Source organism: Oerskovia merdavium (genome assembly GCF_014836755.1).
GTDB classification, from domain to species: domain Bacteria; phylum Actinomycetota; class Actinomycetes; order Actinomycetales; family Cellulomonadaceae; genus Oerskovia; species Oerskovia merdavium.
This window is the reverse complement of record NZ_JACSQF010000018.1, coordinates 1-26536: the sequence shown is the minus strand read 5'-3', so window position 1 is coordinate 26536 and position 26536 is coordinate 1. Positions and strand designations below refer to the sequence as shown.

Annotated in this window: 18 protein-coding genes; 15 read left to right on the top strand and 3 right to left on the bottom strand. The window is 74.3% G+C overall.

Annotation, left to right across the window (positions count from 1 at the left end; genetic code table 11):
• Positions 1-154 precede the first annotated feature (154 nt).
• Together H9641_RS15730 and H9641_RS15725 are read left to right on the top strand one after the other, a co-directional pair.
• Complete coding sequence (locus H9641_RS15730) at positions 155-1525, top strand: YibE/F family protein (RefSeq protein ID WP_191805380.1); 1371 nt, start codon at positions 155-157, stop codon at positions 1523-1525.
• A gap of 62 nt (positions 1526-1587) precedes the next feature.
• Positions 1588-5520, top strand: a complete 3933-nt coding sequence (locus tag H9641_RS15725; protein ID WP_191805379.1) for an SCO7613 C-terminal domain-containing membrane protein — start codon at positions 1588-1590, stop codon at positions 5518-5520.
• Between the two features lie 265 nt (positions 5521-5785).
• On the opposite strand, the gene H9641_RS15720 is transcribed toward H9641_RS15725, so the two are convergent.
• A complete protein-coding gene (locus H9641_RS15720; protein WP_191805378.1) occupies positions 5786-5947 on the bottom strand; it encodes a hypothetical protein in 162 nt (53 codons plus the stop codon).
• A gap of 97 nt (positions 5948-6044) precedes the next feature.
• Positions 6045-6518 carry an Lrp/AsnC family transcriptional regulator gene (locus tag H9641_RS15715; protein WP_191790132.1) on the bottom strand — a complete coding sequence of 158 codons (474 nt, stop codon included), beginning with the start codon at positions 6516-6518 and terminating at the stop codon, positions 6045-6047.
• Between the two features lie 159 nt (positions 6519-6677).
• Between H9641_RS15715 and pdhA the strand changes: the two genes are divergently transcribed.
• From pdhA to H9641_RS15660, 11 genes are all read left to right on the top strand, one after another.
• Complete coding sequence (gene pdhA, locus H9641_RS15710) at positions 6678-7895, top strand: pyruvate dehydrogenase (acetyl-transferring) E1 component subunit alpha (protein ID WP_191805377.1); 1218 nt, start codon at positions 6678-6680, stop codon at positions 7893-7895.
• Complete coding sequence (locus tag H9641_RS15705) at positions 7892-8923, top strand: alpha-ketoacid dehydrogenase subunit beta (RefSeq protein ID WP_191805376.1); 1032 nt, start codon at positions 7892-7894, stop codon at positions 8921-8923. Before pdhA ends, H9641_RS15705 begins: the two co-directional genes overlap by 4 nt.
• Positions 8923-10842, top strand: a complete 1920-nt coding sequence (locus H9641_RS15700) for a dihydrolipoamide acetyltransferase family protein (protein ID WP_191805375.1) — start codon at positions 8923-8925, stop codon at positions 10840-10842. The genes H9641_RS15705 and H9641_RS15700 overlap by 1 nt, the downstream gene beginning before the upstream one ends.
• Positions 10843-10886: 44 nt before the next feature.
• Positions 10887-12515 (top strand): carboxyl transferase domain-containing protein, encoded by a 1629-nt coding sequence (locus H9641_RS15695; RefSeq protein ID WP_191805432.1) that lies wholly within the window; start codon positions 10887-10889, stop codon positions 12513-12515.
• A 5-nt stretch (positions 12516-12520) separates the two neighbouring features.
• Positions 12521-14881, top strand: coding sequence for an ATP-binding protein (locus H9641_RS15690; protein WP_225220577.1), 2361 nt, complete (start codon positions 12521-12523; stop codon positions 14879-14881).
• A complete protein-coding gene (locus tag H9641_RS15685; RefSeq protein ID WP_191805374.1) occupies positions 14878-16062 on the top strand; it encodes an acyl-CoA dehydrogenase family protein in 1185 nt (394 codons plus the stop codon). Before H9641_RS15690 ends, H9641_RS15685 begins: the two co-directional genes overlap by 4 nt.
• Before the next feature lie 197 nt (positions 16063-16259).
• A complete protein-coding gene (locus H9641_RS15680) occupies positions 16260-16805 on the top strand; it encodes a MaoC family dehydratase (RefSeq protein ID WP_191805373.1) in 546 nt (181 codons plus the stop codon).
• Positions 16802-17656 (top strand): HpcH/HpaI aldolase/citrate lyase family protein, encoded by an 855-nt coding sequence (locus H9641_RS15675; RefSeq protein ID WP_191805372.1) that lies wholly within the window; start codon positions 16802-16804, stop codon positions 17654-17656. The genes H9641_RS15680 and H9641_RS15675 overlap by 4 nt, the downstream gene beginning before the upstream one ends.
• A complete protein-coding gene (locus tag H9641_RS15670; protein WP_191805371.1) occupies positions 17653-18525 on the top strand; it encodes a CoA transferase subunit A in 873 nt (290 codons plus the stop codon). Before H9641_RS15675 ends, H9641_RS15670 begins: the two co-directional genes overlap by 4 nt.
• 1 nt (position 18526) lies before the next feature.
• Positions 18527-19273 carry a 3-oxoacid CoA-transferase subunit B gene (locus H9641_RS15665; protein WP_191805370.1) on the top strand — a complete coding sequence of 249 codons (747 nt, stop codon included), beginning with the start codon at positions 18527-18529 and terminating at the stop codon, positions 19271-19273.
• A complete protein-coding gene (locus tag H9641_RS15660) occupies positions 19270-20430 on the top strand; it encodes an acetyl-CoA C-acyltransferase (RefSeq protein WP_191805369.1) in 1161 nt (386 codons plus the stop codon). Before H9641_RS15665 ends, H9641_RS15660 begins: the two co-directional genes overlap by 4 nt.
• A 25-nt stretch (positions 20431-20455) precedes the next feature.
• On the opposite strand, the gene H9641_RS15655 is transcribed toward H9641_RS15660, so the two are convergent.
• Positions 20456-23323: a lysylphosphatidylglycerol synthase transmembrane domain-containing protein gene (locus H9641_RS15655; RefSeq protein WP_191805368.1), complete on the bottom strand. Its 2868-nt coding sequence runs from the start codon at positions 23321-23323 to the stop codon at positions 20456-20458.
• Between the two features lie 224 nt (positions 23324-23547).
• Between H9641_RS15655 and H9641_RS15650 the strand changes: the two genes are divergently transcribed.
• Entirely contained in the window at positions 23548-24522 is a 975-nt protein-coding gene (locus tag H9641_RS15650; protein WP_191805367.1) for an HdeD family acid-resistance protein, read from the top strand.
• 311 nt (positions 24523-24833) lie between these two features.
• Positions 24834-26480, top strand: a complete 1647-nt coding sequence (locus H9641_RS15645) for an ABC transporter substrate-binding protein (protein ID WP_191805366.1) — start codon at positions 24834-24836, stop codon at positions 26478-26480.
• The last annotated feature ends 56 nt before the right edge of the window (positions 26481-26536 follow it).

Here is a 26536-nt window from a genome sequence, read left to right as displayed (position 1 = left end):
CCCCGCCCCACTGGGGAACCCCCGGGGCCGCCCCCCCGGGCCTGTGTCGTGCCCTGGGTGCGCCGGGCCCGGCGTGGAGCGCTAGCGAGAACTGTTCTCATTCTCTAGGGTGGGCGGGTCCGGGTGAGCGCCCGACATCCGACCGAAGGGCACCATGAGCGTCCAGCACCCGACGAGGCGAGCACGGCGAGCACCGAGCGGTCCCGACCGCGGGGGGCACGCGCACGCCCACGGGCACGCCCACGGGCACGGCGACGGCCCGACACCTCCCGCGACCCGCCAGGTACGGATCGTGCTCGCGGCGATCCTCGTCCCGGCGCTCGTGCTGACGATCGTCGGGCTCGTGACGCTCTGGCCTCGCGGTGCAGACGTCCCGGACCAGATCCCGATGACCGCCCAGGGGGCCTTCGTCCTGTCCGGCGAGGTGATCGGGGAGGGGGAGGTCGAGACCGGGCTGGTCCCGGTGCGCCTCGAGGACGGGACCGAGACCGAGGTCGTCGCGCCGCCCGAGTACATCTACCACGGCTTCGAGGTCGGCGACCGGTTGCGGCTCCTCCACCTCGCGCAGGCTGCGGGGGACGAGGACACCCCCTACGTGTTCCTGGACTTCGAGCGCGGCATCCCGATCGCGCTGCTCGCGATCGCCTATGCGGTCCTCGTGCTCGCGGTCGCCAGGCTGCGTGGGCTCGCAGCGCTCGCGGGACTCGCCGTGGCCCTCGTGGTCATCGCCCAGTTCACGCTGCCGGCGCTGCTCTCGGGCCAGAACTCCCTGTACGTGGCCCTCGTGACGTCGTCGGCCGTGATGTTCGTGGTGCTCTACGTGGCCCACGGGTTCACGGCCCGGACGTCGACCGCGATGGTCGGCACGCTCGTCGGGCTCGTGCTGACCGCGGTCCTGGCCTCGTGGGGCGCCCGGACCTCGCACATCACGGGGCTCACGTCCGAGGAGGCGCTCTGGCTCCCGTCGTACGCCCCGGCGATCGACCTCCAGGGGATCGCGATCTGCGGGATCGTCCTCGCCGGGATGGGTGTGCTCAACGACGTCACGATCACCCAGGCCTCGACCGTGTGGGAGCTGCGCGCGCTCGCCCCGGGCGCGTCGCGGCGCGAGCTCTTCACCCGGGCCATGCGGATCGGCCGCGACCACATCGCCTCGACCGTCTACACCATCGCGTTCGCGTACGTGGGGGCGGCCCTGCCGCTGCTCATGGCCGTCTGGCTGTCCGACCAGGCGCTCGGCGTGAGCCTGACCTCGGGGGAGATCGCCGAGGAGGTCGTCCGGACGCTCGTCGGGTCGATCGGGCTCGTGCTCGCGATCCCGCTCACGACCGCGATCGCGGCCGTGACGGTGCCGACGGGCACGCCGACCGCAGCGGACGTCTCAGGTCCTGCGGGCGGGACCGGCCGCACGAGCGACGACGGCCTGTCGTCCGAGCCCGCTGCGGCGCGGCCCCCGGCGGCGGGCACGGGCACGGTCGACCCGGACACCGACGACGACCTGGTGCGGAGCACCCCCTTCACCTGATCGACACCGACACCCCACGGGACGGGCCGATGCCTGACCTGGGAGTTCGCCATGATGTGCGCATGAGCGAACAGTGGGTCGAGGTCGCGACGAAGCGGCTGCGCGACCAGCACGCGTGCCCCGGGTGCGGGACCGTCCTCACGTCGACCCGCTGCGAGGCGTGCGGCCTCGTCCTGTCGGGGCCGTGGGCGGTCGAGGTGCTGCGTGCGTCGCGCGACGCGGCCGCCGCGCTCGACCAGCGAGCCGCGGGTCTGCGCGCCCTGCGGTCCGCGGACGAGCGGCTCCGCGCCCAGGGGGCCGTCACCGGTCCGGAGGGGCCGGCTCTCTCCGCGGCGGTCTCGCCGCGCCCCACCGGAACGACGGGCACGGCCTCCCCGCCGAGCAGCACGCCGGGCGGGACCGACCTCCCGGGAGCGGCCCGTCCCCAGCCCCCGGCCCGCCGCCCGCCCCCGGTGCCCGTGGCGGGCGCCGCGGGCCGCCCGCTGTACACCGCCGCTCCCGCTGCCCCGGCCCGGTCGAGCGTCGGCCTGCAACCCATCCTCGCGAGCGCGGGGGCGGGGCTGCTCGCGGTCGCGACCATCGTGTTCGTCTTCTTCACGCTCGCGGACGACCTCGCCGTCCGTGCGCTCGTCACGGGAGTCGTCACGTTCCTCGCGCTCGGCGCGGCCGCGTTCCTGCGCCTGCGGGGCATGGGCGCCTCGGCCGAGTCGATCGGTGCGCTCGGCGTCGTCCTGCTGCTCGTCGACGTCGAGCTCTTCCTGAGCGCGGGGCTGCTCGGCGGTACCGACCCGGCGCTCGCGCGCGGGCTGCTGCTGCTCGTGGTCTCGGCGGGTCTGCTGGTGGGCGGGCACCGGGTGCGCATGCGGACCTGGAGCGCGGCCGGGCTGGTCCTCGCGCCGGTGGTTCCCGTGGTCCTCGCGGGAGCCGTGGCCGGCGGTGCGACCGGGGACCTCGGGACGCAGTCCGGGGCGTCCGCCGTCGGCATGCTCGCGGCCTGCCTCGTGACGCTCCTCGAGCTGCCGGTCGCGCGCGTCTCGGGGGCCAGGCTCGGCTCCCGTCTCGTCGCCGAGACGACCGTGCTCCAGGTTGCGCGCTACCTCGTGTACCCGACCGCTCTCCTCGTCGGCCTCGCCGTCCCGCCGGTCTCGTGGCTCCCGGGGTGGAGCGGCGCGGCCCTGCTCATGGTCGGCGGTGCGGCGACGGCCGCGATCCTGGCCCGGTGCACGGGGCAGCGGCTCTGGTGGTGGGTCACGGGCGCGGTGGCGGTCCTCGCGGCGGTGCTCCTCGGCGTCGGGCACGCGACATGGTCGATCGGCCTGGCCCCGGTCGCCGGGCTCGTCGCCGGGGCCGCCCTGGTCGCGGCCGCGACGGCCGCGCGGGCCTCCGCGCGGACGCGCGAGGCGCTCGTGACGGGAGCGCTCGCGGTCTTCGCCGCGGCGACCCTCCCGGCCGTCGGGTACCTGGCCTCACGGGTCCTGCTCGCGCTCACGTCGGCCCGTGCCGCAGGTCCGCAGTGGTCGTTCACCGACGCCCCGCTCGCGCACGGCGGGATGTTCGACGACGCCACGACGACGGCCGCGCTCGTCGGGGTCGGGGCCCTCGCCCTGGCCCTCCTCGGCGTGAGCGTCCTCCGCCTCGGGACGTGGCTCGGCTCGGGCGCCCGCGCAAGCCTGCCGTGGGTCGTGCTCTTCCTGCTCGCAGGGACCGCGCTGCACCCGGCGTGGGCCGCGGTCACGTCGTCCGGGCTGCTCGCCGCCCTGGCCCTGGCGCTCGTCGTGCTCGCCGACCGGTGGGCAGCGGCGCGCCGGGCCCCGTGGTCGGCCCCGGTGCTCACGGGCGTGTTCGCCCTGACGGGCATGGCGGCCGTCGTGTCCTGGTCGGCGCGCCCGACCGCGGTCCTGGGCGGCGCCGTCGTGCTGGGGCTCCTGCTGCTCGCGCGCCGGGTCGTGCCCGCGGGGGTCCGCCCGTACCTCGTGGGGCTCGGCTACGGGTACGCGCTCCTGGTCCTGGGCATGACCCTCGGCTGGGTGGGGCTCACCGGGGTCGAGGCGCTCGCGGTCGTGTCGGTCACGGCCTCGGTCGTGGCGATCGTCGTGACCCGCCTGCGGGTCGTCGACCGTCCCTCGTGGTGGGCGGTCCTGGTCACGACGTCGGTGCCGTTCCTCCTGGGCGTGGCCACGGTCCTCGAGGAGCGCAGCTTCTGGTCGGCCGCTGCTGCCGCGACCATGCTCGCGCTCGAGGCCGTCCTGGTCCTGACGCGACGCCCCGGGATGACGCGCGCGGTGCGGGTCGCGGCGGCCGGGCTCCTGCTCCCGACGGCCTCGGTCGTTCTCGTGTGCCTGGGTGCGGAGCTCGTCCCGGGCAGCGGGTCGCCCGTCGTGCTCCCGCTCGTCGCGATCCTCACGGCTGCTGCGGCCGTGGCCGTCCCGCAGGCCGTCGCGTCCCTCGGTGCGCGCGGGCTCCCGGACGCGCACACCGGGGCGGTCGGCCGCGTGGTCGAGGTCAGCACGCTCGTCACGGCCGCGGTCGCGGTCCTGCTCTCCCTGGTGCGCGTCTCGGCAGGGCCCGAGACCGCGATGATCGTCCTCCTGGTCCTGGGGACCGGTGCCGCGGTCGTCGCGGGTCGGCCCGACCGCCGCTGGGTCTGGTGGCTCGCGGCCGCGCTGTGGGTCGGGGCGCTGTGGTCGTTGCTGAGCCTGCTCGGGGTCGGCCTGGTCGAGGCGTACACCACGCCGCCCGCGCTCGCGGCGGTCGTCGTCGGGGGGATCCTCGCGCGTCGCGGGCCGGGCGGGCGACGCCTGGTCGCGGGGGGCCTGGCGCTGCTCGTGGTGCCGTCGCTCCTCGTCTCGATCCTCCTGCCCGACGCCGGCCCGTGGCGCAACCCTGCGCTCCTTTGCCTGGGGCTCGTGCTCGTCATCGGTGGTGAGGTCGCGCGGCGGCTCGCGGCCCGTGGCGCCCGCGTCAGCGCGTCGTGGGCGCGCGACGCCGCGACGTACCTGTCGCTCGCCGCGGTGCTCGCGTCGGTCGGGGGCCTGGCCGCCGCCCTGCGGTTCGTCGCGGCCTCGGGCGGTGGCGACCCGACGGCGACCTATCTCGGGGCGCTCGCGTGGTCCGCGGCGGGGGCTGGGCTCGCGGCGCTCGCGGGGCACCGGACGGTGTCGGCGGCGTCCACGGGGCCAGGGGCGACGGGCACCGGGCCCGACGACGTCGCTCACCTCGCGCTCGCCCCCTCGGCGCGGCGGTGGTGGGCCGCGCCTGCGATGGTGCTCGCCGTCGTCGGGCCCGTGGCCGCGGTCGGCGAGAGCTGGACCGCGATCGTCCTGACCTGGTCGCTCGAGGTCGTGCTCCTGGTGCTCGTCGTGCACACCGTGCGTCAGGCGCTGCACGCGACGGCGCCCGAGGACCTGCGCTGGCCCCCGGCGTGGTTCGTGTGGGGGCTCGCGCTCGTCACCGCGATCGGCGCGTGGTCCCCGCGCGAGCTGCGTGTCGAGGTCTTCTCGCTGCCCCTGGGGGCGGGTCTGCTGGTTGCCGGGTACCTGGCGTTCGTGGCGTCGTCGGGCACGTCGGCCGGTGCTGGTGCCGGGCCCGCGACCGGGCTCGTGCCGGTGGCGCGGCTCGCGGACTGGCCGGTCGGGTTCGTCGGTTCGTGGCGCACGCTCGCGGTCGGGATCGCCGCGACACTGGGTCCCTCGGTCCTCGCGACGTACACCGACGCCCGGACCTGGCGGGCCGTGCTCGTGGTCGGGCTCGCGCTCGCCGCCGTGCTGGTAGGGACGCGCTTCCACCTCGCGGCCCCGTTCGTCCTGGGGGTCGTGGTGCTCCCGGTCGAGATCCTCGTGGTGTTCGTGAGCCAGCTCGGGACAGCCATCTCGGCCGGGCCGTGGATGCTCACGCTGACCGCCGCGGGCGGGCTGCTGCTGATCCTCGCGGTCTACTACGAGCGGCGCATGGCCGCGTTCGACGGCGCTGCGGCGTACCTGCGCGACCTGCGGTAGGGGCGGGGCCGGGCCGCCGGTGGTGGGGGCGCGCTGCTTCCGGCGGGGCGCTTCCCGCTGAGCTGCCCACGCTGGGCCGAGGCTTGTGTCGGGGGCGTTCGGCTGACCGGGCGCGGCTCCTGCTCAGCGAACGCTGTTCCTGAGGGGCCGAACCTGCTCGTCGAGGACTGCGGCCCCCTCTCGGCGCTGCCCCTCCGCAGCCCTGGTCCCGCTCGGCCCAGGGGCTTGTGTCGGGGGTGTTCGGCTGAGCGGGAGTGGCTCCCGCTCAGCGAACGCCGTTCCCGACCAGCCGAAGCTGCTCGTCAAGGCCTCCGTCGGCCGCCATCCACTCCCCGCCGACCGGGCGAGCATCCTGCTCGGCGAGCAGCGTCACAACCCGGCTGAGGCCGCCTCGCCACGGCGCGACCACGACCACGCTCGCGCTCACGCGCGCCCGTCCGACTGCCGACGAGCCAGGCCACCCGGCCGCCCGGCCGCCGGTGCGCGGGACCTGGCCGTCCGTCGTCGGCCTGGCGAGCTCCCTGTCAGAGGGTCTTGCGCGCCCGCTCGATCAGGGGCCGCACGCGGTAGGGGATGAGCTCGCCCATCGACAACGAGGTCTCGGTGCGCTCGACACCGTCGATCGCGAGGATCGCGGCGTCGATGCGGAACAGGTGGTCCGTGGTGCGGCACGCGACCAGGACCCGCAGGTCCGACGTGCCCGAGCGTCCGTGCGCCTGGAGCACCTCGGGGATCTCCGCGAGCGTCGCCACGATGCGGCTCAGCTCCTTCTGCTTGACCTCGACCTCGATGAACGCCGTCAGCGGGTGCCCCAGGAACTCCGGGCTGATGCGCCGGTCGAAGTCCAGGAAGGCCCCGGCCTCCTCGAGGTGGGCCATGCGCGCGTGCACCGTGTTCCGGGAGAGCCGCAGGCGCTCGGCCAGCGCGACGATGGTGCCGCGCGGGTCCTTCGCGAGCGCGACGAGGAGATCGAGGTCGACGGCATCGTAGCTGCGCACATTGTTCAGCCTATCCCTGTGATGCGCAGCACACTGACCAGCGTTCTCGTGATGACTGGAGCCATGTGCGGGGTGGGGTTACGTTCGCGGTATCCGGTGCTCGACGGGGAGGACCGGGGTGCTCGACGACGAGCACGGGAGCAGACGCGAGGTGACGCGATGACGCCCAGCACGGTGGACAGCCGCGCCGAGACCCGGACGACTCAGGATGTCGTCCAGGTGCTCGACGAGACCGGGGAACGCCACGGATCGGCGGAGCAGGACCGGTGGCTCGAAGGCCTCGACGCGGACCCCGCGCTCGCGCTGCGCCTCTACGAGGACATGGTCGTGGTGCGTCGGATCGACGCCGAGGCCACGGCCCTCCAACGGCAGGGCGAGCTCGCGCTGTGGCCCCCGCTGCTGGGCCAGGAGGCCGCGCAGATCGGGTCCGGCAGGGCGCTGCGCACCGACGACTTCGTGTTCTCGAGCTACCGCGAGCACGCCGTGGCGTACACGCGGGGCGTCGCGCTCGTCGACCTCGTGCGGGTGTGGCGCGGTGTGACGGCGTCGGGCTGGGACCCGTACGCGGTCAACATGGCCACGCCGCAGGTCATCATCGGCGCCCAGACCCTGCACGCGACGGGCTACGCCATGGGCGTCCAGAACGACGGCGCCGACTCCGTCGCGGTCGCCTACCTGGGCGACGGCGCCATGAGCCAAGGTGACGTCAACGAGGCGTTCGTCTTCGCCGCGACCTACGCAGCCCCCGTGGTCTTCCTGTGCCAGAACAACCAGTGGGCGATCTCGGAGCCCGTGACGCTCCAGTCGACCGTGCCGCTCGTCGACCGCGCCGCGGGGTTCGGCCTCCCGGGCGTGCGCGTCGACGGCAACGACGTCCTCGCGGTCCTCGCCGTGACGCGCGAAGCCCTCGACCGCGCCCGCACGGGCGGCGGCCCCACGTTCATCGAGGCCGTAACATACCGCATGGGCCCGCACACCACGGCTGACGACCCCACGCGCTACCGCGACCCCGCCGAGCTCGAGACCTGGGCCGGCCGCGACCCGATCGCGCGGTACCGCACCTACCTCACCGGGCTCGGCCTGCTCACCGAGGCCGAGGAGGCCCGCGTCCAGGGCGTCGCCGACCAGGCCGCGGCCGAGCTGCGCGCCGGGTGCATCGCGCTCGAGGACCCGTCCGCGCTCACGATCTTCGACCACGTCTACGCCGAGCCGCACGCGGCGCTCGCGGCCGAGCGCGCCGCGTACGCGCAGTACCTGGAGGGGTTCGCCGACGGGGACGAGGCGCCCGGCGTGGACGCCCCCGGCGAGGTCGCCGAGCCCGGCACCGACGAGCCCGGAACCGGCTCCACCGACGCACCGACCGGAGGCGCCCGATGACCACCCTGACGCTCGCCAAGGCCCTCAACGCGGGGCTGCGCAGGTCGCTCGCGAACGACGACAAGGTCGTCGTCATGGGTGAGGACGTGGGCCGGCTCGGTGGCGTGTACCGCGTGACCGACGGGCTGCAGAAGGAGTTCGGGCCGCGCCGCGTGCTCGACACCCCGCTCGCCGAGTCGGGCATCCTGGGCACGGCCGTGGGCCTCGCGTACCGCGGCTACCGGCCCGTGTGCGAGATCCAGTTCGACGGGTTCGTGTACGTCGCGTTCGACCAGATCGTGTCCCAGCTCGCCAAGATGCACGCCCGCACGGGCGGGGCGGTGCGCCTGCCGATCACGATCCGTATCCCCGTGGGCGGGGGGCTCGGTGCCGCCGAGCACCACTCGGAGTCGCCCGAGGCGTACTTCGCGCACACCGCCGGACTGCGCGTCGTGACCGTCTCCGACCCGCAGGACGCGTACACCGTGCTCCAGCAGGCCATCGCGTGCGACGACCCGGTCGTGTTCTTCGAGCCCAAGCGTCGCTACCACCTCAAGGGCGAGGTCAACGAGGCGGCCGACCTCCGCTCGGCACCGCCCATGGACGCAGCGCGCGTCGTGGTGCCGGGCACCGACGTCACGCTCGTGACGTTCGGGTCGCTCGTGACGACGGCCCGCGACGCGGCGGTCGCGGCCGCCGACGAGGGCGTGTCGATCGAGGTCGTGGACCTGCGCTCGCTCTCGCCCATCGACCACGCGACCGTGGCGGCGTCGGTCCGCAAGACGGGCCGGCTCGTCGTCGCGCACGAGGCCCCGCACCAGGCGGGCCTGGGCGCCGAGGTCGCCGCGGCGGCGACCGAGCGCTGCTTCGAGCACCTGGAGGCCGCGCCCTTCCGGGTCACGGGGCACGACGTCCCCTACCCGCCCGCCAAGCTCGAGCAGCACCAGGTCCCCGACCTCGACCGCCTGCTCGACGGCGTGGACCGCGTCCTGGGGCGCGGGGCGTACGACGAGTCCGGCAGCCCGGCGTTCGAGGGGGCGGCACGGTGATGAGCACGCGCGAGTTCCGACTCCCCGACCTCGGCGAGGGCCTCACCGAGTCCGACCTCGTGAGCTGGCACGTCGCCGCGGGCGACCGGGTCGAGCTCAACCAGGTCATCGCGGAGGTCGAGACCGCCAAGGCGCTCGTCGACCTCCCGTCGCCCTACGCAGGCGTCGTCACGGCGTTGCACGCCGAGCCGGGGCAGACGGTCAACGTCGGCGAACCCCTCGTCACGTTCGAGGTCCCGGACGAGGGTGAGGCGCCCGGAGGCACGCCCTCGTCAGGTGGGTCGGCGGGTCGGGTGCCCGACGGCGGTGCGTCCGCGAGGCGTGCGCGTGGCGGTGGCGTGACGGGCCAGGTGCCCGACGGCGGGGCGTCCGCGGACAGTTCGGCCGACGGCGACGGGGAGCTCGCCGACGAGGCGCCCCAGCCGAACCTCGTCGGCTACGGGGCGCGGCCGGAGCGGTCGGGCCGCCCCGCGCGACGTGCCCGGCGCGCTCCCGCTCGCGCCGCGATCGAGATCGGGCAAACGGGGGTCGGGAGCACTGTCGGAACCCCCACGAGCCCGATCTCGACGAGCGAGCCGGAGCACGGGCCGCGTCCCGGTACCGGCACCGGGACTGACGCAGGCGTCGGCACCGGCATCATCACGGGTGCGGGTGCGGGTGCGGGCACCGTCCCGGACGACGCCACGCCCGTCCCGACCGAGCGACCGCGCTCCACCCCGCCCGTGCGCAGGCTCGCCAAGCTCCTCGGGGTCCATCTCGAACGGGTTGTCGGGACCGGCGCCCGCGGTCTCGTGACCCGCGAGGACGTCCTCGCGGCCGTGAGCTGTGCACAGACGGCGGCCGGCGACAGCCCGGGGGCCGGAACCGAACAGAGGGCGGACCGGCGGCCGCAGGCGACCGACCGCGCGACGACGGGGCAGGACGCCACCGGGGGCGACGGCCACGACGACGAGTCGGATCTCCGCACGACGGGGCGCTTCGCGCCGACCTCGTTGCGCGACATCCTCGGTCAGTCCGGGCTGGCCCGCGCGGCAGCCCGCCGCGCCGGCACCTTCCCCCCGCCCGACGCGGACCGCGCGCCTGCCGCGCCCGACCACGGGGCGGGGGCGACGTCGTCGGGCCGGGACGCGCGACGCGAGAGCGAGACCCGCACCCCCGTGCGCGGCGTGCGCAAGCACACCGCCGCCGCGATGGTCGCGAGCGCGTTCACCGCTCCCCAGGCGACCGTCTTCCTCACGGTCGACGTCACGCCCAGCACCGAGCTCCTCGACCGGCTCCGGACCCACCCGCTCGCCCGCGGGGCGCGCATCACGGTCCTGGCGCTCGTGGCGCGGGCGCTGTGCGTCGTGCTGCCGCGGCACCCGTCGCTCGCCAGCCGGTGGGAGGACCTGCCGGACGGGAGCGCCGAGATCGTCCACAGCCCGCGCGTGCACCTGGGGATAGCGGTCGCGACCGAGCGAGGGCTCGTCGTGCCGCACGTGCCCGACGCGCACACGCTCGGGCTCACGAGCCTCGCCGAGGTGCTCGCGGACCTCACCGCGACGGCCCGCAGCGGACGCACCGCGCCCGAGCGGCTGACGGGCGGGACCATCACGATCACCAACGTCGGGGTGTTCGGCGTCGACGCCGGGACGCCGATCCTGGTCCCGGGGGAGGCCGCGATCCTGGGCGTCGGGGCCGTACGACGCCGCCCGTGGGAGCACGAGGGGCAGGTCGCGCTGCGCGACGTCGTGACGCTGAGCCTGTCGTTCGACCACCGTGTGGTCGACGGCGAGCAGGGCGCCCGCTTCCTCGCCGAGCTCGGCGCGCTGCTCGCCGACCCGGCGCTCGCCTTGCTGCTCGTGGGCGACCCGGGCGACCCGGGCGACCCGGGCGACCCGGGCACCCCGGCCGCGCCCAGGACGGGGGCGGCCTCGTGACCGCGACCCTGCCGACCACGCGCCCGCCGGGCGTGGGCGACGTCCTGGGGACGACCGTCGACCCGGCCTCCGCGAGCGCCCGGGCCAACGACGCGGACCAGCGTGCCCTCGTCGCCGGGCTGCGCGAGCGCACGGCCCGTGCCGCGCTCGGCGGCCCCGAGCAGTCCCGTGCCCGGCACGTCGCGCGGGGCAAGCTGCTGCCGCGCGAGCGCGTCGAGCACCTGCTCGACGCGGGCAGCCCGTTCCTGGAGATCGCGCCGCTCGCGGCCGAGGGGCTGTTCGGCGGCGAGTGGCCCGGCGCGGGCGTGATCGCGGGGATCGGCCTGGTCGAGGGCCGCCAGGTGCTGGTCGTGTGCAACGACGCGACCGTCAAGGGGGGCACGTATCACCCGCTCACGGTCAAGAAGCACCTGCGGGCCCAGGAGATCGCGCTCGAGAACCGGCTGCCCTGCATCTACCTGGTCGACTCGGGCGGCGCGTTCCTGCCGCTCCAGGCCGAGGTCTTCCCCGACCGCGACCACTTCGGCCGGATCTTCTACCACCAGGCCCGGCTCTCGGCCGCGGGCATCCCCCAGATCGCGGCGGTCCTGGGCTCGTGCACCGCGGGCGGCGCGTACGTGCCCGCGATGAGCGACGAGACGGTGATCGTCCGCAACCAGGGCACGATCTTCCTGGGTGGCCCGCCGCTCGTGAAAGCCGCGATCGGCGAGGTCGTCACGGCCGAGGAGCTGGGCGGCGGTGAGATGCACGCTCGGCGCTCGGGGGTCACGGACCACCTCGCCGACGACGACGAGCACGCGCTCGCGATCGTGCGCCGCATCGTCTCGACGCTCCCGCCCGACCCCGCGCCCGCGTGGGCCGTGCAGGAGAGCGCACCGCCCGCCGTCGGGCAGGACGAGCCCGGCGGGCCCGGCGAGGGCCTGTACGGCGCGGTCCCGGTCGACGTCCAGGCGTCCTACGACGCGCGCGAGATCGTCGCGCGGCTCGTCGACGGCAGCGTGTTCCACGAGTTCAAGCGCGAGTACGGCGACACCCTGGTCACGGGGTTCGCGCACCTGCACGGGCACCCCGTGGGGATCGTCGCGAACAACGGGGTCCTGTTCAGCCCGTCGGCGCTCAAGGGCGCGCACTTCGTCGAGCTGTGCGACCAGCGCGGCATCCCGCTCGTGTTCCTGCAGAACATCTCGGGGTTCATGGTCGGCACGGACGCCGAGGCCGGGGGGATCGCCAAGGACGGCGCCAAGATGGTCACGGCCGTCGCGACGACGCGCGTGCCCAGGCTGACGGTCGTGGTCGGCGGGTCGTTCGGGGCGGGCAACTACTCGATGTGCGGTCGCGCGTACTCGCCGCGCTTCCTGTGGTCGTGGCCCGCGAGCCGGATCTCGGTCATGGGCGGCCCGCAGGCCGCGTCGGTGCTCGCGACGGTCAAGGCCGACCAGCTCGCGGCGCGGGGCGAGCAGTGGGCGCCCGACGACGAGGCCGCGTTCCGCGAGGACATCCGCTCGCGCTACGAGGAGCAGGGCGACCCGTACTACGCGACGGCCCGGCTCTGGGACGACGGCATCATCGACCCCGCCGACACGCGCCGCGTGCTGGGACTCGCGCTCGACGTGTGCGCCCGCACGCCTCTGGCCCCGACCGAGGGCCCGCGGTTCGGGCTCTTCAGGATGTGAGGGCCATGCTCCCGCAGCACACCACCAACCAGTTGTCAGAAGCGAGCCGGGGTATGCCCCGGCCAGGTTCTGACAACTACGCCGTGACGGACCGGCCCAGCTCGGACGACTCGTCCGCGGCGCGGCGCCCCTTCGGCACGGTCCTCGTCGCCAACCGCGGCGAGATCGCGTGCCGCATCATCGCCACGCTGCGGCGCCTCGGCATCCGCTCGGTCGCGGTCCACAGCGACGCCGACGCCGGCGCGCGCCACGTGTCCCTCGCCGACGTCGCGGTGCGGATCGGCCCGGCCCCCGCGGCCGAGTCGTACCTGAGCGTGCCCGCGATCATCGACGCGGCCCGCGCCACGGGCGCCGACGCGGTCCACCCCGGCTACGGCTTCCTGTCGGAGAACCCCGAGCTCGCGCGGGCCTGCGCAGACGCGGGCATCGTGTTCGTCGGGCCCAGCGTCGCGGCGCTCGAGGCCATGGCCGACAAGATCACGGCCAAGGAGATCGTCGCGGCGCGCGGGGTCCCGGTCGTGCCGGGCAGCACGGGCCGCGACCCCGCGACGGGCCGAGCGCTCGACGACGAGGCGCTCGTGCGGGCCGCGCGCGACGTCGGCTTCCCGCTGCTGGTCAAGCCCTCCGCGGGGGGCGGCGGCAAGGGCATGCAGGTCGTGACGTCGGCCGACGACCTCCCGGCCGCGCTCACGAGCGCCCGACGCGTCGCGAGCCGGTCGTTCGGCGACGGCACGCTGCTCGTCGAGCGCCTGGTCGCCCGGCCGCGCCACATCGAGGTGCAGGTGCTCGCGGACTCGCGCGGCGCCGTCGTGCACCTGGGGGAGCGCGAGTGCTCGCTCCAGCGCCGCCACCAGAAGGTGGTCGAGGAGGCGCCGTCGCCGCTGCTCGACGCCGCGACCCGTGCCCGGATCGGGGCCGCCGCGTGCGAGGTCGCGCGCAGCGTGGACTACGAGGGCGCCGGGACGGTCGAGTTCCTCGTGCCCGCCGACGACCCGACCACGTTCTTCTTCATCGAGATGAACACGCGCCTGCAGGTCGAGCACCCCGTGACCGAGATGGTCACGGGCCTCGACCTGGTCGAGGCCCAGCTGCGCGTCGCGGCGGGGGAGGCGCTGGGGTTCGCGCAGGAGGACGTCGCGCTGCGGGGCCATGCGATCGAGGCGCGGATCTACGCCGAGTCCCCGGCCCGCGGGTTCCTGCCCGCGACGGGCGAGGTCCTCGCGCTCACCGAGCCCGACGGCGAGGGGTGGCGTCTCGACAGCAGCCTCACCGAGGGGCTGCGCGTCGGGGGCGACTACGACCCGCTGCTCGCGAAGGCCGTCGCGCACGGCGCCGACCGCGACCAGGCGCTCGACCGCCTCGACCGCCTGCTCGCGGAGACGCTCGTCCTGGGGGTCGACACCAACATCGGCTTCCTGCGGGCACTCCTCGGGGACCCGGACGTCCGGTCCGGCGACCTCGACACGGGGCTGATCGAGCGGTTCGTGGCGGCGGGGGGAGTGCCCCCGGGGACCGCGACCGAGGACGACCTCGTGGCCGTCGCGCTGTTCTCGCTCGCGGCGCGCGCACTCGGCTCCCGGGGCGCGACGCCGCACGCGACCGGCCCGTGGGGTGCCGACGACGGCTGGCGTCTCAACGCCGCGCCGCGCCCACGCAGGGTCACCCTGGTCGACACGGCGCCCGGCACCACGACCCCGACGCGTGCACCCCGCGAGGTGACCGTGACGGGAGATGCGAGCGACGCCGTCGTGCACGTGGACGGGGACCCACGGCCGGGGCCGGCCCGGCAGGCCGCGCTGGCCCCCGTCGCCGGGGACGCGCACGCATGGCGCTACGTCGTGGACGGGGTGGGCGAGACCGTGCACCTCGCGACCGACCCCGCCGACGCGAGCGTGTGGCTCGCGCGCCAGGGCAGAGTGGTCCAGGTCGCCGTCCCGACGCGCGCCGAGCTCCTCGCCCTCCGCGCCGTCGCCCGCCCCGGCGGCCCCGAGGGCCCCACCAGTCCCGACGTCCGCGCGGGCATGCCCGGCACGGTCGTGACGGTCGCCGTCGCGGACGGCGAGACCGTCGCCGCGGGCACGGTCCTCGTCACGGTCGAGGCCATGAAGATGGAGCACCCGCTGACCGCCCCGCACGCGGGCGTCGTGCGGCTCACGGTCCGCCCGGGAGACCTGGTGCGCCGCGACGAGGTGGTCGCGCGCGTCGACCAGGTGCCCGACGACGGCGCCGCCCGGGCGGACGGGTCCGCCCCCGCGGTGGTCGCGGCAGGCGAGCCCGCCACCCCCGCCCGCCCGACCCCGACCACGCACACCCCGGCCGGTACCCCGGCCGTCGCGGTCCCCTCCCACACCCCAGGAGCGCCATGAACACCGAGCTCACCGACGAGCAGCGCAAGCTCAGCGACACCGTGCGCGAGTTCGCGGACACCGTCGTCGCGCCCGCCGCGTACACGTACGACACCGAGCGCCGCCTGCCGCTCGACATCATCCGCGAGATGGGCGACCTGGGGCTGTTCGGCCTGCCCTTCGCGGTCGAGCACGGTGGCCAGGGCAAGGACTACCTGTCGCTGTGCCTCGCGGTCGAGGCGCTCGCGCGCGTCGACCAGAGCATCGCGGTCACGCTCGAGGCCGGCGTCGGGCTCGGGATCATGCCGATCGCCCGGCACGGGACCGCGGCGCAGCGAGAGCGGTGGCTGCCGGACCTGGTCACGGGCCGGGCGCTCGCGGCGTTCGGGCTGACCGAGGCCGAGGCGGGATCGGACGCGGGGGCCACGCGCACGACGGCCCGGATCGAGACCGGGCCGGACGGCGGCGCCGGGGTGTGGGTCATCGACGGCAGCAAGCAGTTCATCACGAACTCCGGGACGCCCATCACGAGCGTCGTCACGGTCACCGCGGTAACGGGCGAGGAGACCCGGGTCGACGGGACCGTGAAGAAGGAGCTGTCGTGCATCCTCGTGCCCTCGGGGACGAAGGGGTTCACGGTCGGGCCGGCGTACGACAAGGTCGGGTGGCACACGTCCGACACCCACCCGCTGACGTTCGAGGACGTCCGGGTCCCCGAGGCGAACCTCCTGGGCGAGCAGGGGCGCGGGTACGCGAACTTCCTGCACGCGCTCGACGAGGGGCGCATCGCGTTCGCCGCGCTCGCGACGGGGGCGGCGCAGGGGTGCTTGGAGGAGGCGCTGCGGTACGCGCGGACGCGCAACGTGTTCGGCCGCGACATCGGCTCGAACCAGCACATCGCGTTCACGCTCTCGCGCATGGCGGCCCGCGTCCACCAGGCGCGGCTCTGCTACTACGACGCGGCGTCGCGGCTCGCGAACGACGTGCCGTTCAAGGTCGAGGCGTCGATCGCGAAGCTCGTGGGCAGCGAGGCCGCCATGGCCAACGCGCGCGACGCCGCGCAGATCTTCGGCGGCTACGGGTTCCTCAACGAGAACCCCGTGGCCCGCCACTACCGGGACTCCAAGGTGCTCGAGATCGGGGAGGGGACGTCCGAGGTGCAGCTCATGATCATCGCGCGAGGGCTGGGGCTCACGGCGTGAGGACGTGGCCGGGGTGACGGTGACGACTTAACCCCGGGTTAACCCCTGTCGACCGTCGAACCGTCGACGGGCCCGGGGCCGAGAACGAGGTTCCGCGCACTCGAGAACGAGGTCGAGGTCGATATGCCGGCCAGAACGACCGCAACCTCGTTCTCGGCACCCGGGACGCACATCAGACCAGCAGGAAGGAGCGCAGGATGCGGGAGATCGAGCAGCGCGGGCTCTACCACGACGAGCTCGAGACCGAGGTCCGCTACGTCCACCGTCCGGGGCGCACGCTGACCGAGGCCGACAACGTCCTGTTCACGACGCTGACCATGAACACGCAGTCGCTCCACCTCGACGCCGCGTGGGCCGCGACCCAGCCGTTCGGGCAGCGCCTCGTGAACTCGATGCTCACGCTCTCGACGCTCGTCGGGGCCTCGGTCGCGCAGCTCACGCAGGGCACGATCGTCGCCAACCTCGGGTTCGCCGAGGTCGCGTTCCCGCACCCGATGTTCCACGGCGACACCCTGTACTCCTCGACCGTGGTCCTGGAGAAGCGGCCGTCCGCGTCGCGGCCCGGGCAGGGCGTCGTGACGTTCGAGCACCGCGGCCACAACCAGGACGGCGTGCTCGTCGCGCGGGCCGTGCGGTCGGCGCTCGTGTGGATGCGCGCCGCGCACGAGGCGGCCACCACCACCGGGGGCGAGCCGGGCCCGGTGGCGGGCGACGCCGTCGGGCAGGGGGACGGTCCCTCGTGACGACCTTCGACCTGGGGCCCGCGCTCCTCTTCTGCCCCGCCGACCGGCCCGACCGGTACCGCAAGGCCCTCGACCGCGCCGACGCCGTGATCCTCGACCTCGAGGACGCGGTCGCACCCGACCGCAAGGCCGCTGCCCGCGAGGCGCTGCTCGCCGAGCCCCTCGACCCGTCGCGGACGATCGTGCGGGTCAACGCGGTCGGGACCCCCGAGCACCTCGCGGACCTGGCCGCGCTCGCCCGCACCGCCTACCGGACCGTCATGGTGCCCAAGGCCGACGAGCGGCTGCCGCTCGACCTCGGCGGGCTGCGCGTGGTCGCGCTGTGCGAGACGGCCGCGGGCGTGCTGGCCGCGCCCGAGCTGGCCCGGCGCCCGGGGGTCGTCGCGCTCATGTGGGGCGCCGACGACCTGGTCGCCTCGCTCGGCGGGACGTCGAGCAGGTTCGCCGACGGGAGCTACCGGGACGTCGCACGGGCCGCACGCTCCGGGGTGCTGCTCGCCGCGGGGGCCGCGGGCGTCGCCGCGATCGACGCGGTGCACCTCGCGATCGACGACCTCGACGGGCTGCGCGACGAGGCCCTCGACGCCGCGGCCGTCGGGTTCGCCGCGACCGCGTGCATCCACCCGTCGCACGTCCCCGTGATCCGGGCGGCCTACGCGCCGCCCCCCGGCGACGTGTCCGCGGCCCGCTCGCTGCTGGCCGCCGCACGCGGGCACGACGGCGTGTTCGTGCACGACGGCGTGATGATCGACGGCCCCTCGCTCCGGCACGCCGAGGCCGTGCTGCGGCGGGCCGACGCGGCCCGGCGCACGGACCCGGACCCTCTCCGCACAGGAAGCAGGCCGACATGACGACCGACGGAACCCGGCCGCCGAGCGACGACGCTCGGCCTCGACGAGACGCGAGGAGCGACCCGCAGGGTGCCAAGGGCTACCCCGACGCGGCCACCGCGCTCGACGACCTGCTGCACGACGGGATGACGATCGCCGTCGGCGGGTTCGGGCTGTGCGGCATCCCGGCCGACCTCATCGAGGCCGTGCGCGACTCGGGGGTGCGGGGCCTGACGGTGGTGTCCAACAACATGGGCGTCGACGGCAAGGGGCTCGGGCTGCTGCTCGAGAGCGACCAGGTCGACAAGGTCCTCTCGTCCTACGTGGGGGAGAACAAGCTGTTCGCGCAGCGGTACCTCGACGGCGACCTCGAGGTCGAGTTCGTCCCGCAGGGCACGCTCGCCGAGCGGCTGCGCGCGGGTGGTGCGGGCATCCCCGCGTTCTACACCGCGACGGGCGTGGGGACACCCGTCGCGGAGGGCAAGCCCGTCGAGGAGTTCGACGGGCGTCGCTACGTCCTCGAGCGCGGCATCGTCGCCGACCTCGCGCTGGTGCACGCCCACCGGGCGGACGCCTACGGCAACCTCACCTACCGGTTCACGGCACGGAACTTCAACCCGCTCGTCGCGACGGCCGGCCGCGTCACGGTCGTCGAGGCCGAGATCCTGACCGACGAGCCCCTCGACCCCGACGTCGTGGTCACGCCCGGGATCTTCGTCGACCGGCTCGTGCCCGCGCGGCCGCGGGTCAAGGACATCGAGCAGCGCACGGTGCGGGCTCGCGGCGCTGCGGACGGGGTTGCCGCGCCCGCGGCGGGCGGGGACGGCGCCGGATCGAGCAGGAGTGCCGAGGCCGCCGGCCCGGTGCCCGCCGCAGGACGGGAGGCCTGAGATGCCCTGGGACCGGGACGAGATGGCCGCGATCGCTGCGGCCGAGCTGCACGACGGCGACTACGTGAACCTCGGGATCGGCATCCCCACGCTCGTCGCGAACCACCTGCCGCCCGGTGTCTCGATCACGCTGCAGAGCGAGAACGGGATGCTGGGGATCGGGCCGTTCCCTCTCGACGGCGAGGAGGACGCCGACCTGATCAACGCGGGCAAGCAGACCGTCACGGCCCTGCCGGGCGCGAGCTACTTCGACTCCGCGACGTCCTTCGCCATGATCCGGGGCGGGCACGTCGACATCGCGATCCTCGGCGCGCTCGAGGTCTCCGAGACGGGCGACCTCGCCAACTGGACCGTGCCCGGGAAGCTCGTCAAGGGCATGGGCGGGGCCATGGACCTCGTCGCGGGCACGCCGCGCATCGTCGTCCTCATGGACCACGTGGCGCGCGACGGGTCGCCCAAGCTCCGGCACGCGTGCGGGCTGCCGCTCACGGGCCAGGGCGTCGTGGACCGGATCATCACGGACCGCGCGGTCTTCGACGTCGTCGACCTCGGCCCCGGTGCTGCCGGGGCGGACGCGACCGGCCTGCGCCGCGGCCTCGTCCTCCGTGCCGTCGCGCCCGGCGTGACCCTCGACGAGGTGCGCGACGCGACCGAGGCGACCTACGTCGTCGGGCTGGCGGTGCCGGACGCCCCCGCCGGGGCGACCACCCGCACCCCGACCCGCGCAGGACACCAGGAGGAAGCATGACCGTCATCGTGGGGTACGCACGCACCCCCTTCGTGCGATTCAACGGGGCCTTCGCGACCGTGCCCGCCGCGACGCTCGGGGCGCACGCGCTGGGCGCGGCGCTCGCGGACGCCGGAATGGCGCCCGACGACGTCGAGCTCGTCCTCGCCGGACAGGTGCTCCAGGGCGGCGCCGGGCAGAACCCCGCGCGGCAGGCCGCCGTCGGCGCGGGCGTGCCCTACTCGGTGCCCGCGATGACGCTCAACGCGGTGTGCCTGTCCGGCATGGAGGCCGTGGTGCAGGCGCACCGGCTCATCACCGCGGGCGAGGCCCAGGTCGTCGTGGCCGTGGGGCAGGAGTCCATGAGCCTCGCGCCGCACGCGTGGGTCGGGTCGCGAGCGGGCCAGAAGTACGGCGACGTGACCCTGATCGACACGCTCGCGCACGACGGGCTGCGCGACGCGTTCGAGCAGGACTCGATGGGCCTCAGCACCGAGCGGCACGGCGAGGGGTTCGCGATCAGCCGGGAGGAGCAGGACGCGTTCGCGGCGTCGTCGCACGCGCGGGCCGACGCAGCGGCGGACTTCCTGCGGGGCGAGATCGCGCCGTTCCAGACCCCTGGGCGATCCGGGAGGCTCGTCGAGGCCGACGACGGTGTGCGCGCCGACACCACGGTCGAGGTCCTGGCGCGGCTGCGCCCGGCCTTCCGCGAGGACGGCACCATCACGGCCGGGAACGCCTCGCAGATCTCCGACGGTGCCGCGGCGCTCGTGCTCGTGAGCGACGAGGAGGCAGAGCGGCGTGGGCTCTCGGGCGCCCGCATCCTGGGTCATGCGCTCGTCGCGGGTCCCGACGTCTCGCTGCACGCACAGCCCGCGAACGCGATCCTCGCGGCCTGCGCCCGGGCCGGGCTCGAGGTCGGCGAGCTGTCCGCGGTCGAGATCAACGAGGCCTTCGCGGTCGTGGCCCTCGCGTCGGTGGACCTGCTGGGGATCGATCCCGCGATCGTCGACGCCAACGGTGGGGCCATCGCGCTCGGGCACCCCATCGGGGCGTCCGGCGCGCGCATCGTCGGTCACCTGGCGCGGCGGCTCGCGGCGCTGGGCGGCGACGCCGTGGGGGCGGCCGCGCTGTGCGGCGGCGGGGGGCAGGGCTCGGCGGTGGTGCTGCAGGGGTAGGGCGTCGGGTGGCCGGGAGGCCGCGCTACAGGTCGCCCTTGCGCTGCAGGAAGCGCATCGCGGCCCAGCCGATCGGGATGCGGGCCCAGTAGGTCGCGACGCGGAAGAGGATCGTCGCGGACGTCGCGATCGCGGGGGGGATGCCGGCAGCGGTCAGCCCCGCGGTCAGGGCGATCTCGATCGTGCCCAGGCCGCCGGGGGTCGGGACCGCGGCGCCGGCCGCGTTGCCGACCAGGTAGATCACGGCCACGTCGACGAGCGCGAGCTCCTGGCCGAACGCCGCGAGGGCCGCGTCGAACGCGAGCACGTAGCCGAGCGTCATGATGATGTTCCCGCCGAAGCCGAGGGCCAGACGCCCCGGCTGGCTCAGCATCTCGGACAGTCGCGGCCAGACCTGCTGGACGGTGGGCCGGATCTTCGCGAGCACCCACCGCCGGACGGCCGGGACGAGCAGCGTCGCGATCACGGCGAGCGCGACGCCCGTGATCGCGAGCAGCACGGTGGTCGAGGGCAGCTTGATGAGGCCGCCGGAACGAGCGGTCATCGACAGGACGACCAGCAGCAGGATCGTGATGACGAACTGCGACACCTGGACCAGTGCCACGGTCGCGACGGCCATGGGGGTCGAGACGTTCCGCTTGGTGAGCATGCGCAGGTTGAGCGCAGCAGGACCGATCCCGGCCGGGGCCGCGAGAGCCACGAACGACCCGGCCATCTGTGTCAGCGTCGCCCGGATCATGGGCAGCTTGACGGGCGAGAACGCCACGAACGTCAGGGCCGCCCCGAACCAGGTGAGGATGCCCAGCGCGAACGAGATGACGGCCCACCAGGGGTTGGCCTGGGAGACGGCCTCGGTGATCTGCTGGAAGTTCATGGTCGTGACGACCACGGTCACCGCGACGATCGTCAGGGTCAGCGTGATGATCGTCCTGGCCCCGAAGCGGGTGATGCGCTGGGGCTCGACGTCGGTCTCCGGCAGGCGCTCGACGAGCGCAGCCCGCAGGTCCTTGAACAGCTCCTTGTTGGCGCGCATCTCCTCACGCGTGCTCACGGGCAGCGCGATCGACTGGAGGAGCGGCCCGATCGCCGCGATGTCCTCGTTGGGCAGCACGCTCACGGCCGAGGCCACGGCGCGCTGTGCGCCCACGCGGAGCGCGAGGAGCGCGACCATCTGCGTGAGGTCCATGCGGCGCGACAGCTCGGACGACGCGATGTCTCCCTGCTCCCAGCCGGTGAGCCAGACCTTGACCTCGGAGTCGTCGGGGCCGGCCTCGGCGCCCTCGGGGCGGAGGTCGACGGTCGCCGACGCGGGGTCCGTGCCCGTCCCTGCGGGGTGCGTCGAGGCGCCGCCCGGCTCGCCCCGGCTGACGAGCATGACGTCGGAGGTCAGTGCGCGGTGCGAGAGCCCCGCGTCGTGCGCGAGCTGGATCTGGTGCCAGGCCTCGGTGAGGACGGCGTCGGTGACCTCGTCGTCGGGCAGGTCGCGCAGCGAGACCGCGCCGACCGCGTGCTCCTGGACCAGGATCATCGAGTCGTCGGCCTCGGCGACGCCCAGCAGGCGGGGCGTCCGGACGCCTGCGGCGCGGGCCGCGTAGGCGAGCAGCGCGGTGCGCTCGGCCACGGCCTTGAGCGAGATCGCGGCGCGTCCTTCGATGCCGCGCAGGCGCAGCGAGCGCCAGAACCGCGTGATGAAGCCGACGACCTGGCGGTCGCCGTCGAGCACCACGACGTCGCGGCGCACGCCGTCCTCGGTGAACATCGCGTAGACGCGGTTGTCCCCGGAGCGGGTCAGGGCGATGGCCGCGGGGTCCGACGGGGCCTCGGCGGGCTCGCTGACCCCCTCGCCGAGGGCGCCGGACAAGTGGTCGGCGGTGATGCGCGCGTCCGCGGTGAGCGCCGACTCCTCGTCCGAGCCGGCGATGCGCACGACGCCGACGTGCACCTCGCCCGTGATCTCGCCGTCGGCGTTGACCTCGGTGATGGGGTCCTCGGCCGCCTCGGCGAGCTCCGCGGGCTGGGACACGTCGCGCACGCGCACGAGCGCCGTGGGCGAGTAGCCCGCCCGCCGCACGCCGTCGACCAGGTGCGGGCCGTAGGCGCGCTCGCTGCGCACCCCGGAGACCCAGCGGACGGCGTTGCCGGCGATCCGGCCGAGCAGGAGCGTGATGATCGCGCCGGGCAGCGAGACCTGGGCCGTGATGAGGACGACGCCGAGCGCGATGAACAGGAGGTTCCAGGACCAGGCGACCGCGCGGCGTCGGGTGCGAGGGCCGGCCGCGGTCAGCAGGCCGCTGATCGCCGCGACGTAGCCGGGGATGCTGAGCTGCCACTCGCCCCGGATGCGGACCGACAGCCCCTGGATCAGGTCGTCGGACCCGAAGGTCACGACCGAGTACGTCATGGCGATGCCCAGCAGCATGCCGAGCGCGGCCGCGGCGATCGACTCGACGACCTGACGGCCGAGCTTGCGGATGCCGAGCTCGATGAGGACCGCGGTGGGGATCGCGAGGGTCACGAGCCCCTCGAGGACCGCGACCGGGATGAAGAGGATCCGGGCGAGGAGGTCGGAGAACCCCTGGACGTCCTCTGCCACGCCCGCCGTGGTGCCGTGCGCGTACACGGACATGAACATGACGAGCGCGACCCCCAGCGCGCACAGCACGATCCCGACGAGGTCGCTCGGGTGGCGCACGCGCGCCTCGGGGGTGTCGACGATCTGGACCGTGGGGTCCGTCCCGTCCCCGACCGCGCGCGGGGTCGCCAGGAACGCGCGGAACGAGCGCGGGTCCGGGGTCGCGGGCTCGGTCGTCTCGAACGACCCGACCTCGTGGACGTGGGGGCGTGGCTCCGCCGTCGCCGGAGGACCGGCCGGGTCGTGAGCACGCGCAGACATGCTTGCGAGTCTAGGGCGGGAGGTCCCGAGAGGCGCGGTATTACGCCACTTTCTCCCGGGTGATTTGCCCGCTTGCTCCCGTTGTCCGGCCCGCTTCGCCGGGCGAGTGTGACCAACCTCCAGCAGGATGAACGCAGGTAGCGCTCCCATCCCGGCAGGCGCGCCGAGGGCGCTCGCCCCGGCGCGGGGTGGGGTGGGCGGCGCACGAGGAACGGTGGTGGCTCATGGTCCGCAGCAGGCGCAAGGGGCAGGACACGGTCGAGATCCCCGAGCCGCTCAACGCGTTCAAGAACGTCTGGTGGCTCCCCGTGGTGCGCGGGCTGCTCCTGGTCGTCCTCGGCCTGCTGCTCATGATCCAGCCGCTCGAGGCGCTCGAGACGCTGCGCTGGGTGTTCGGGATCTTCCTCGTGGCGGACGCGGTCCTCGTCGCTGTCCAGGGCCTGGCGCACCGCAAGCAGGTCGGGTGGACGTGGTGGCTCGCGCAGGCGGCCGTCAACCTGCTGTTCGGCGCCGCGGTCATGTTCTGGCCGGACCTCAGCGTGACCGCGCTGTACTACGTCCTGGTCGTGTGGGTCCTGGTGCTGGGGATCACGGCGATCGTCGGCGCGGCCGGGCTCGTGCGCAACCGGGACCTGGGGTGGCCGTGGCTGCTGACGTTCGGCATCGTCTCGACGCTGTTCGGCCTGCTGCTCGTGACGCGCCCCGTCGACGCGGACGACGTCCTGAGCCTGACGGTCGTCGTGTTCGGGCTGTACGCGTTCGTCGCAGGGTCGATCCACGTGGTCTCGGGCTTCGGGGTCCGGTCGGTCGCGCGCGAGCTCGCGGACCTGCGCGCGCAGGCGGTCGCGGCGGGTGTGGTCGTCACGGGAGGGTCGGTGCTGGGCGCGGGGGCCACGGCCCCGGTGGTCGCGGAGGCCGCGGCGGCGCCCGCTGCGGGGAGCGCACCGGCATCCGGCCCGACGGCGGAGCTCACCGCGGGTGGTGAGGCGACCGGGGACGTGGCCGGGTCGGGCGGGGTGGCCGGGTCGGGCGGCGAGCTGTCGTCGGGACCGTCGGCCGAGCCCGCCGTCGAGGGGGCCGGCGCCGGGAGCGCGTCCGACGTCCCTGCGGAGGACCACGGGCCGACCCCCGCTCCCGACGAGGCGACGGGGTCGCCCGAGCCCGGCTCCGGCGTCGGGCAGGGGACGTCCTGGCGGTGAGCGCGCCCCGCGAGTGACAGCGCTGGCAGCCTGGAGCGGGCGTGCCCGCGCAGCGGCCGCCGCCGCCACGAAAAGGCCGTGACGCACCGGAACGTACTCCCCGGTAACTTCACGGCTGTGATCCGTCTCACCATGTGGCGCCGGGGGTTACGACCCGGTAACAAGATGTCCGGAACCGCCGTGCAGAGCCGTTCCGGGGTGCTTGACCGAAACAACAGTGTGTTAGACATCACGGACCTTGGTCGCAGAACCAGGCCGTGGGAGCGCCACCGCGCACCCACCTCATGACCGGTGAAGAAGAGGTGTGACGGATGACGACCGTTTCGAGGAAGCGGCTCCTCGCCGCAACGGCAGGCATCGCCGTCGTGACGTTCACGCTCACGGCGTGCGGCAGCGGCAGCGGGACGAACGAGGACGGCGGCAGCAGCAACGCGAGCGCAGGAGGCGCGCTGACGATCGGCACGACCGACAAGGTCACGACGCTCGACCCGGCCGGCTCCTACGACAACGGGTCGTTCGCGGTCATGAACCAGGTGTTCCCGTTCCTGCTCAACACCCCCTACGGCAGCCCGGACGTCGAGCCCGACATCGCGGAGTCCGCCGAGTTCACCGCACCCACCGAGTACACCGTCAAGCTCAAGCCGGGCCTGAAGTTCGCCAACGGCCACGACCTCACGTCTTCCGACGTGAAGTTCACGTTCGACCGTCAGGTCGCGATCAACGACGAGAACGGCCCCGCCTCGCTGCTCTACAACCTGGAGAGCGTCGCGACCCCCGACGAGACGACCGTCGTCTTCACGCTCAAGTCGCCCGACGACCAGGTCTTCCCGCAGATCCTGTCGAGCCCCGCCGGCCCCATCGTCGACGAGGAGGTGTTCGCGGCCGACGCGCTGACCCCGGACGCCGACATCGTCGCGGGCAAGGCGTTCGCCGGGCAGTACTCGATCGCCAAGTACGACTTCAACAACCTCATCTCCTACGAGGCCAACCCCGACTACCAGGGCGTGCTCGGCGAGGCGAAGACCCCGAAGGTCAACACCAAGTACTACACCGACGCCTCCAACCTGAAGCTGGACATCCAGGAGGGCAACATCGACGTTGCCTTCCGCAGCCTGTCCGCGACCGACATCGACGACCTCCGTGGCAACGACAAGGTCAAGGTCGTCGACGGGCCCGGCGGCGAGATCCGCTACATCACGTTCAACTTCGACTCCCAGCCCTACGGCGCCAAGGCCGACGGCGCGGACCCGGCCAAGGCCCTCGCCGTGCGCCAGGCCGTCGCCGACCTGATCGACCGCGAGGAGATCGCGACCCAGGTCTACAAGGGCACCTACACGCCGCTGTACTCGTACGTCCCCGCGGGCCTGACCGGCGCGGTCGAGCCCCTCAAGGAGCTCTACGGCGACGGGCAGGGCGGAGCCGACGCCGACAAGGCCAAGGCCGCGCTCGAGGCAGCGGGAGTCACGGTCCCCGTCGTGCTCGACCTGCAGTACAGCAACGACCACTACGGCCCGTCGTCCGGCGAGGAGTACGCGCTCATCAAGGACCAGCTCGAGAAGAGCGGCCTGTTCACGGTCAACCTGCAGACCACCGAGTGGGTCCAGTACGCCAAGGACCGCACGGCCGACGTCTACCCGGCGTACCAGCTCGGCTGGTTCCCGGACTACTCGGACGCCGACAACTACCTCACGCCGTTCTTCCTCCAGGAGAACTTCCTCGCGAACCACTACGACGACCAGGAGGTCAACGACCTGATCCTCCAGCAGGCAGCCACGCCCGACGCGGCAGCCCGCACGGCCCTCATCGAGGAGATCCAGGAGAAGGTCGCCGCCGACCTCTCGACCGTCCCGTACCTCCAGGGAGCCCAGGTCGCGGTCGTCGGCACGGGCGTCGACGGGACCGAGGACACGCTCGACGCGTCGTTCAAGTTCCGCTACGGAGCACTCTCGAAGAGCTGATCCACGAGGACCCCTGGGCGGGGCCCCCCGCGCCCGCCCGGCCCCCCCCCCCCCCC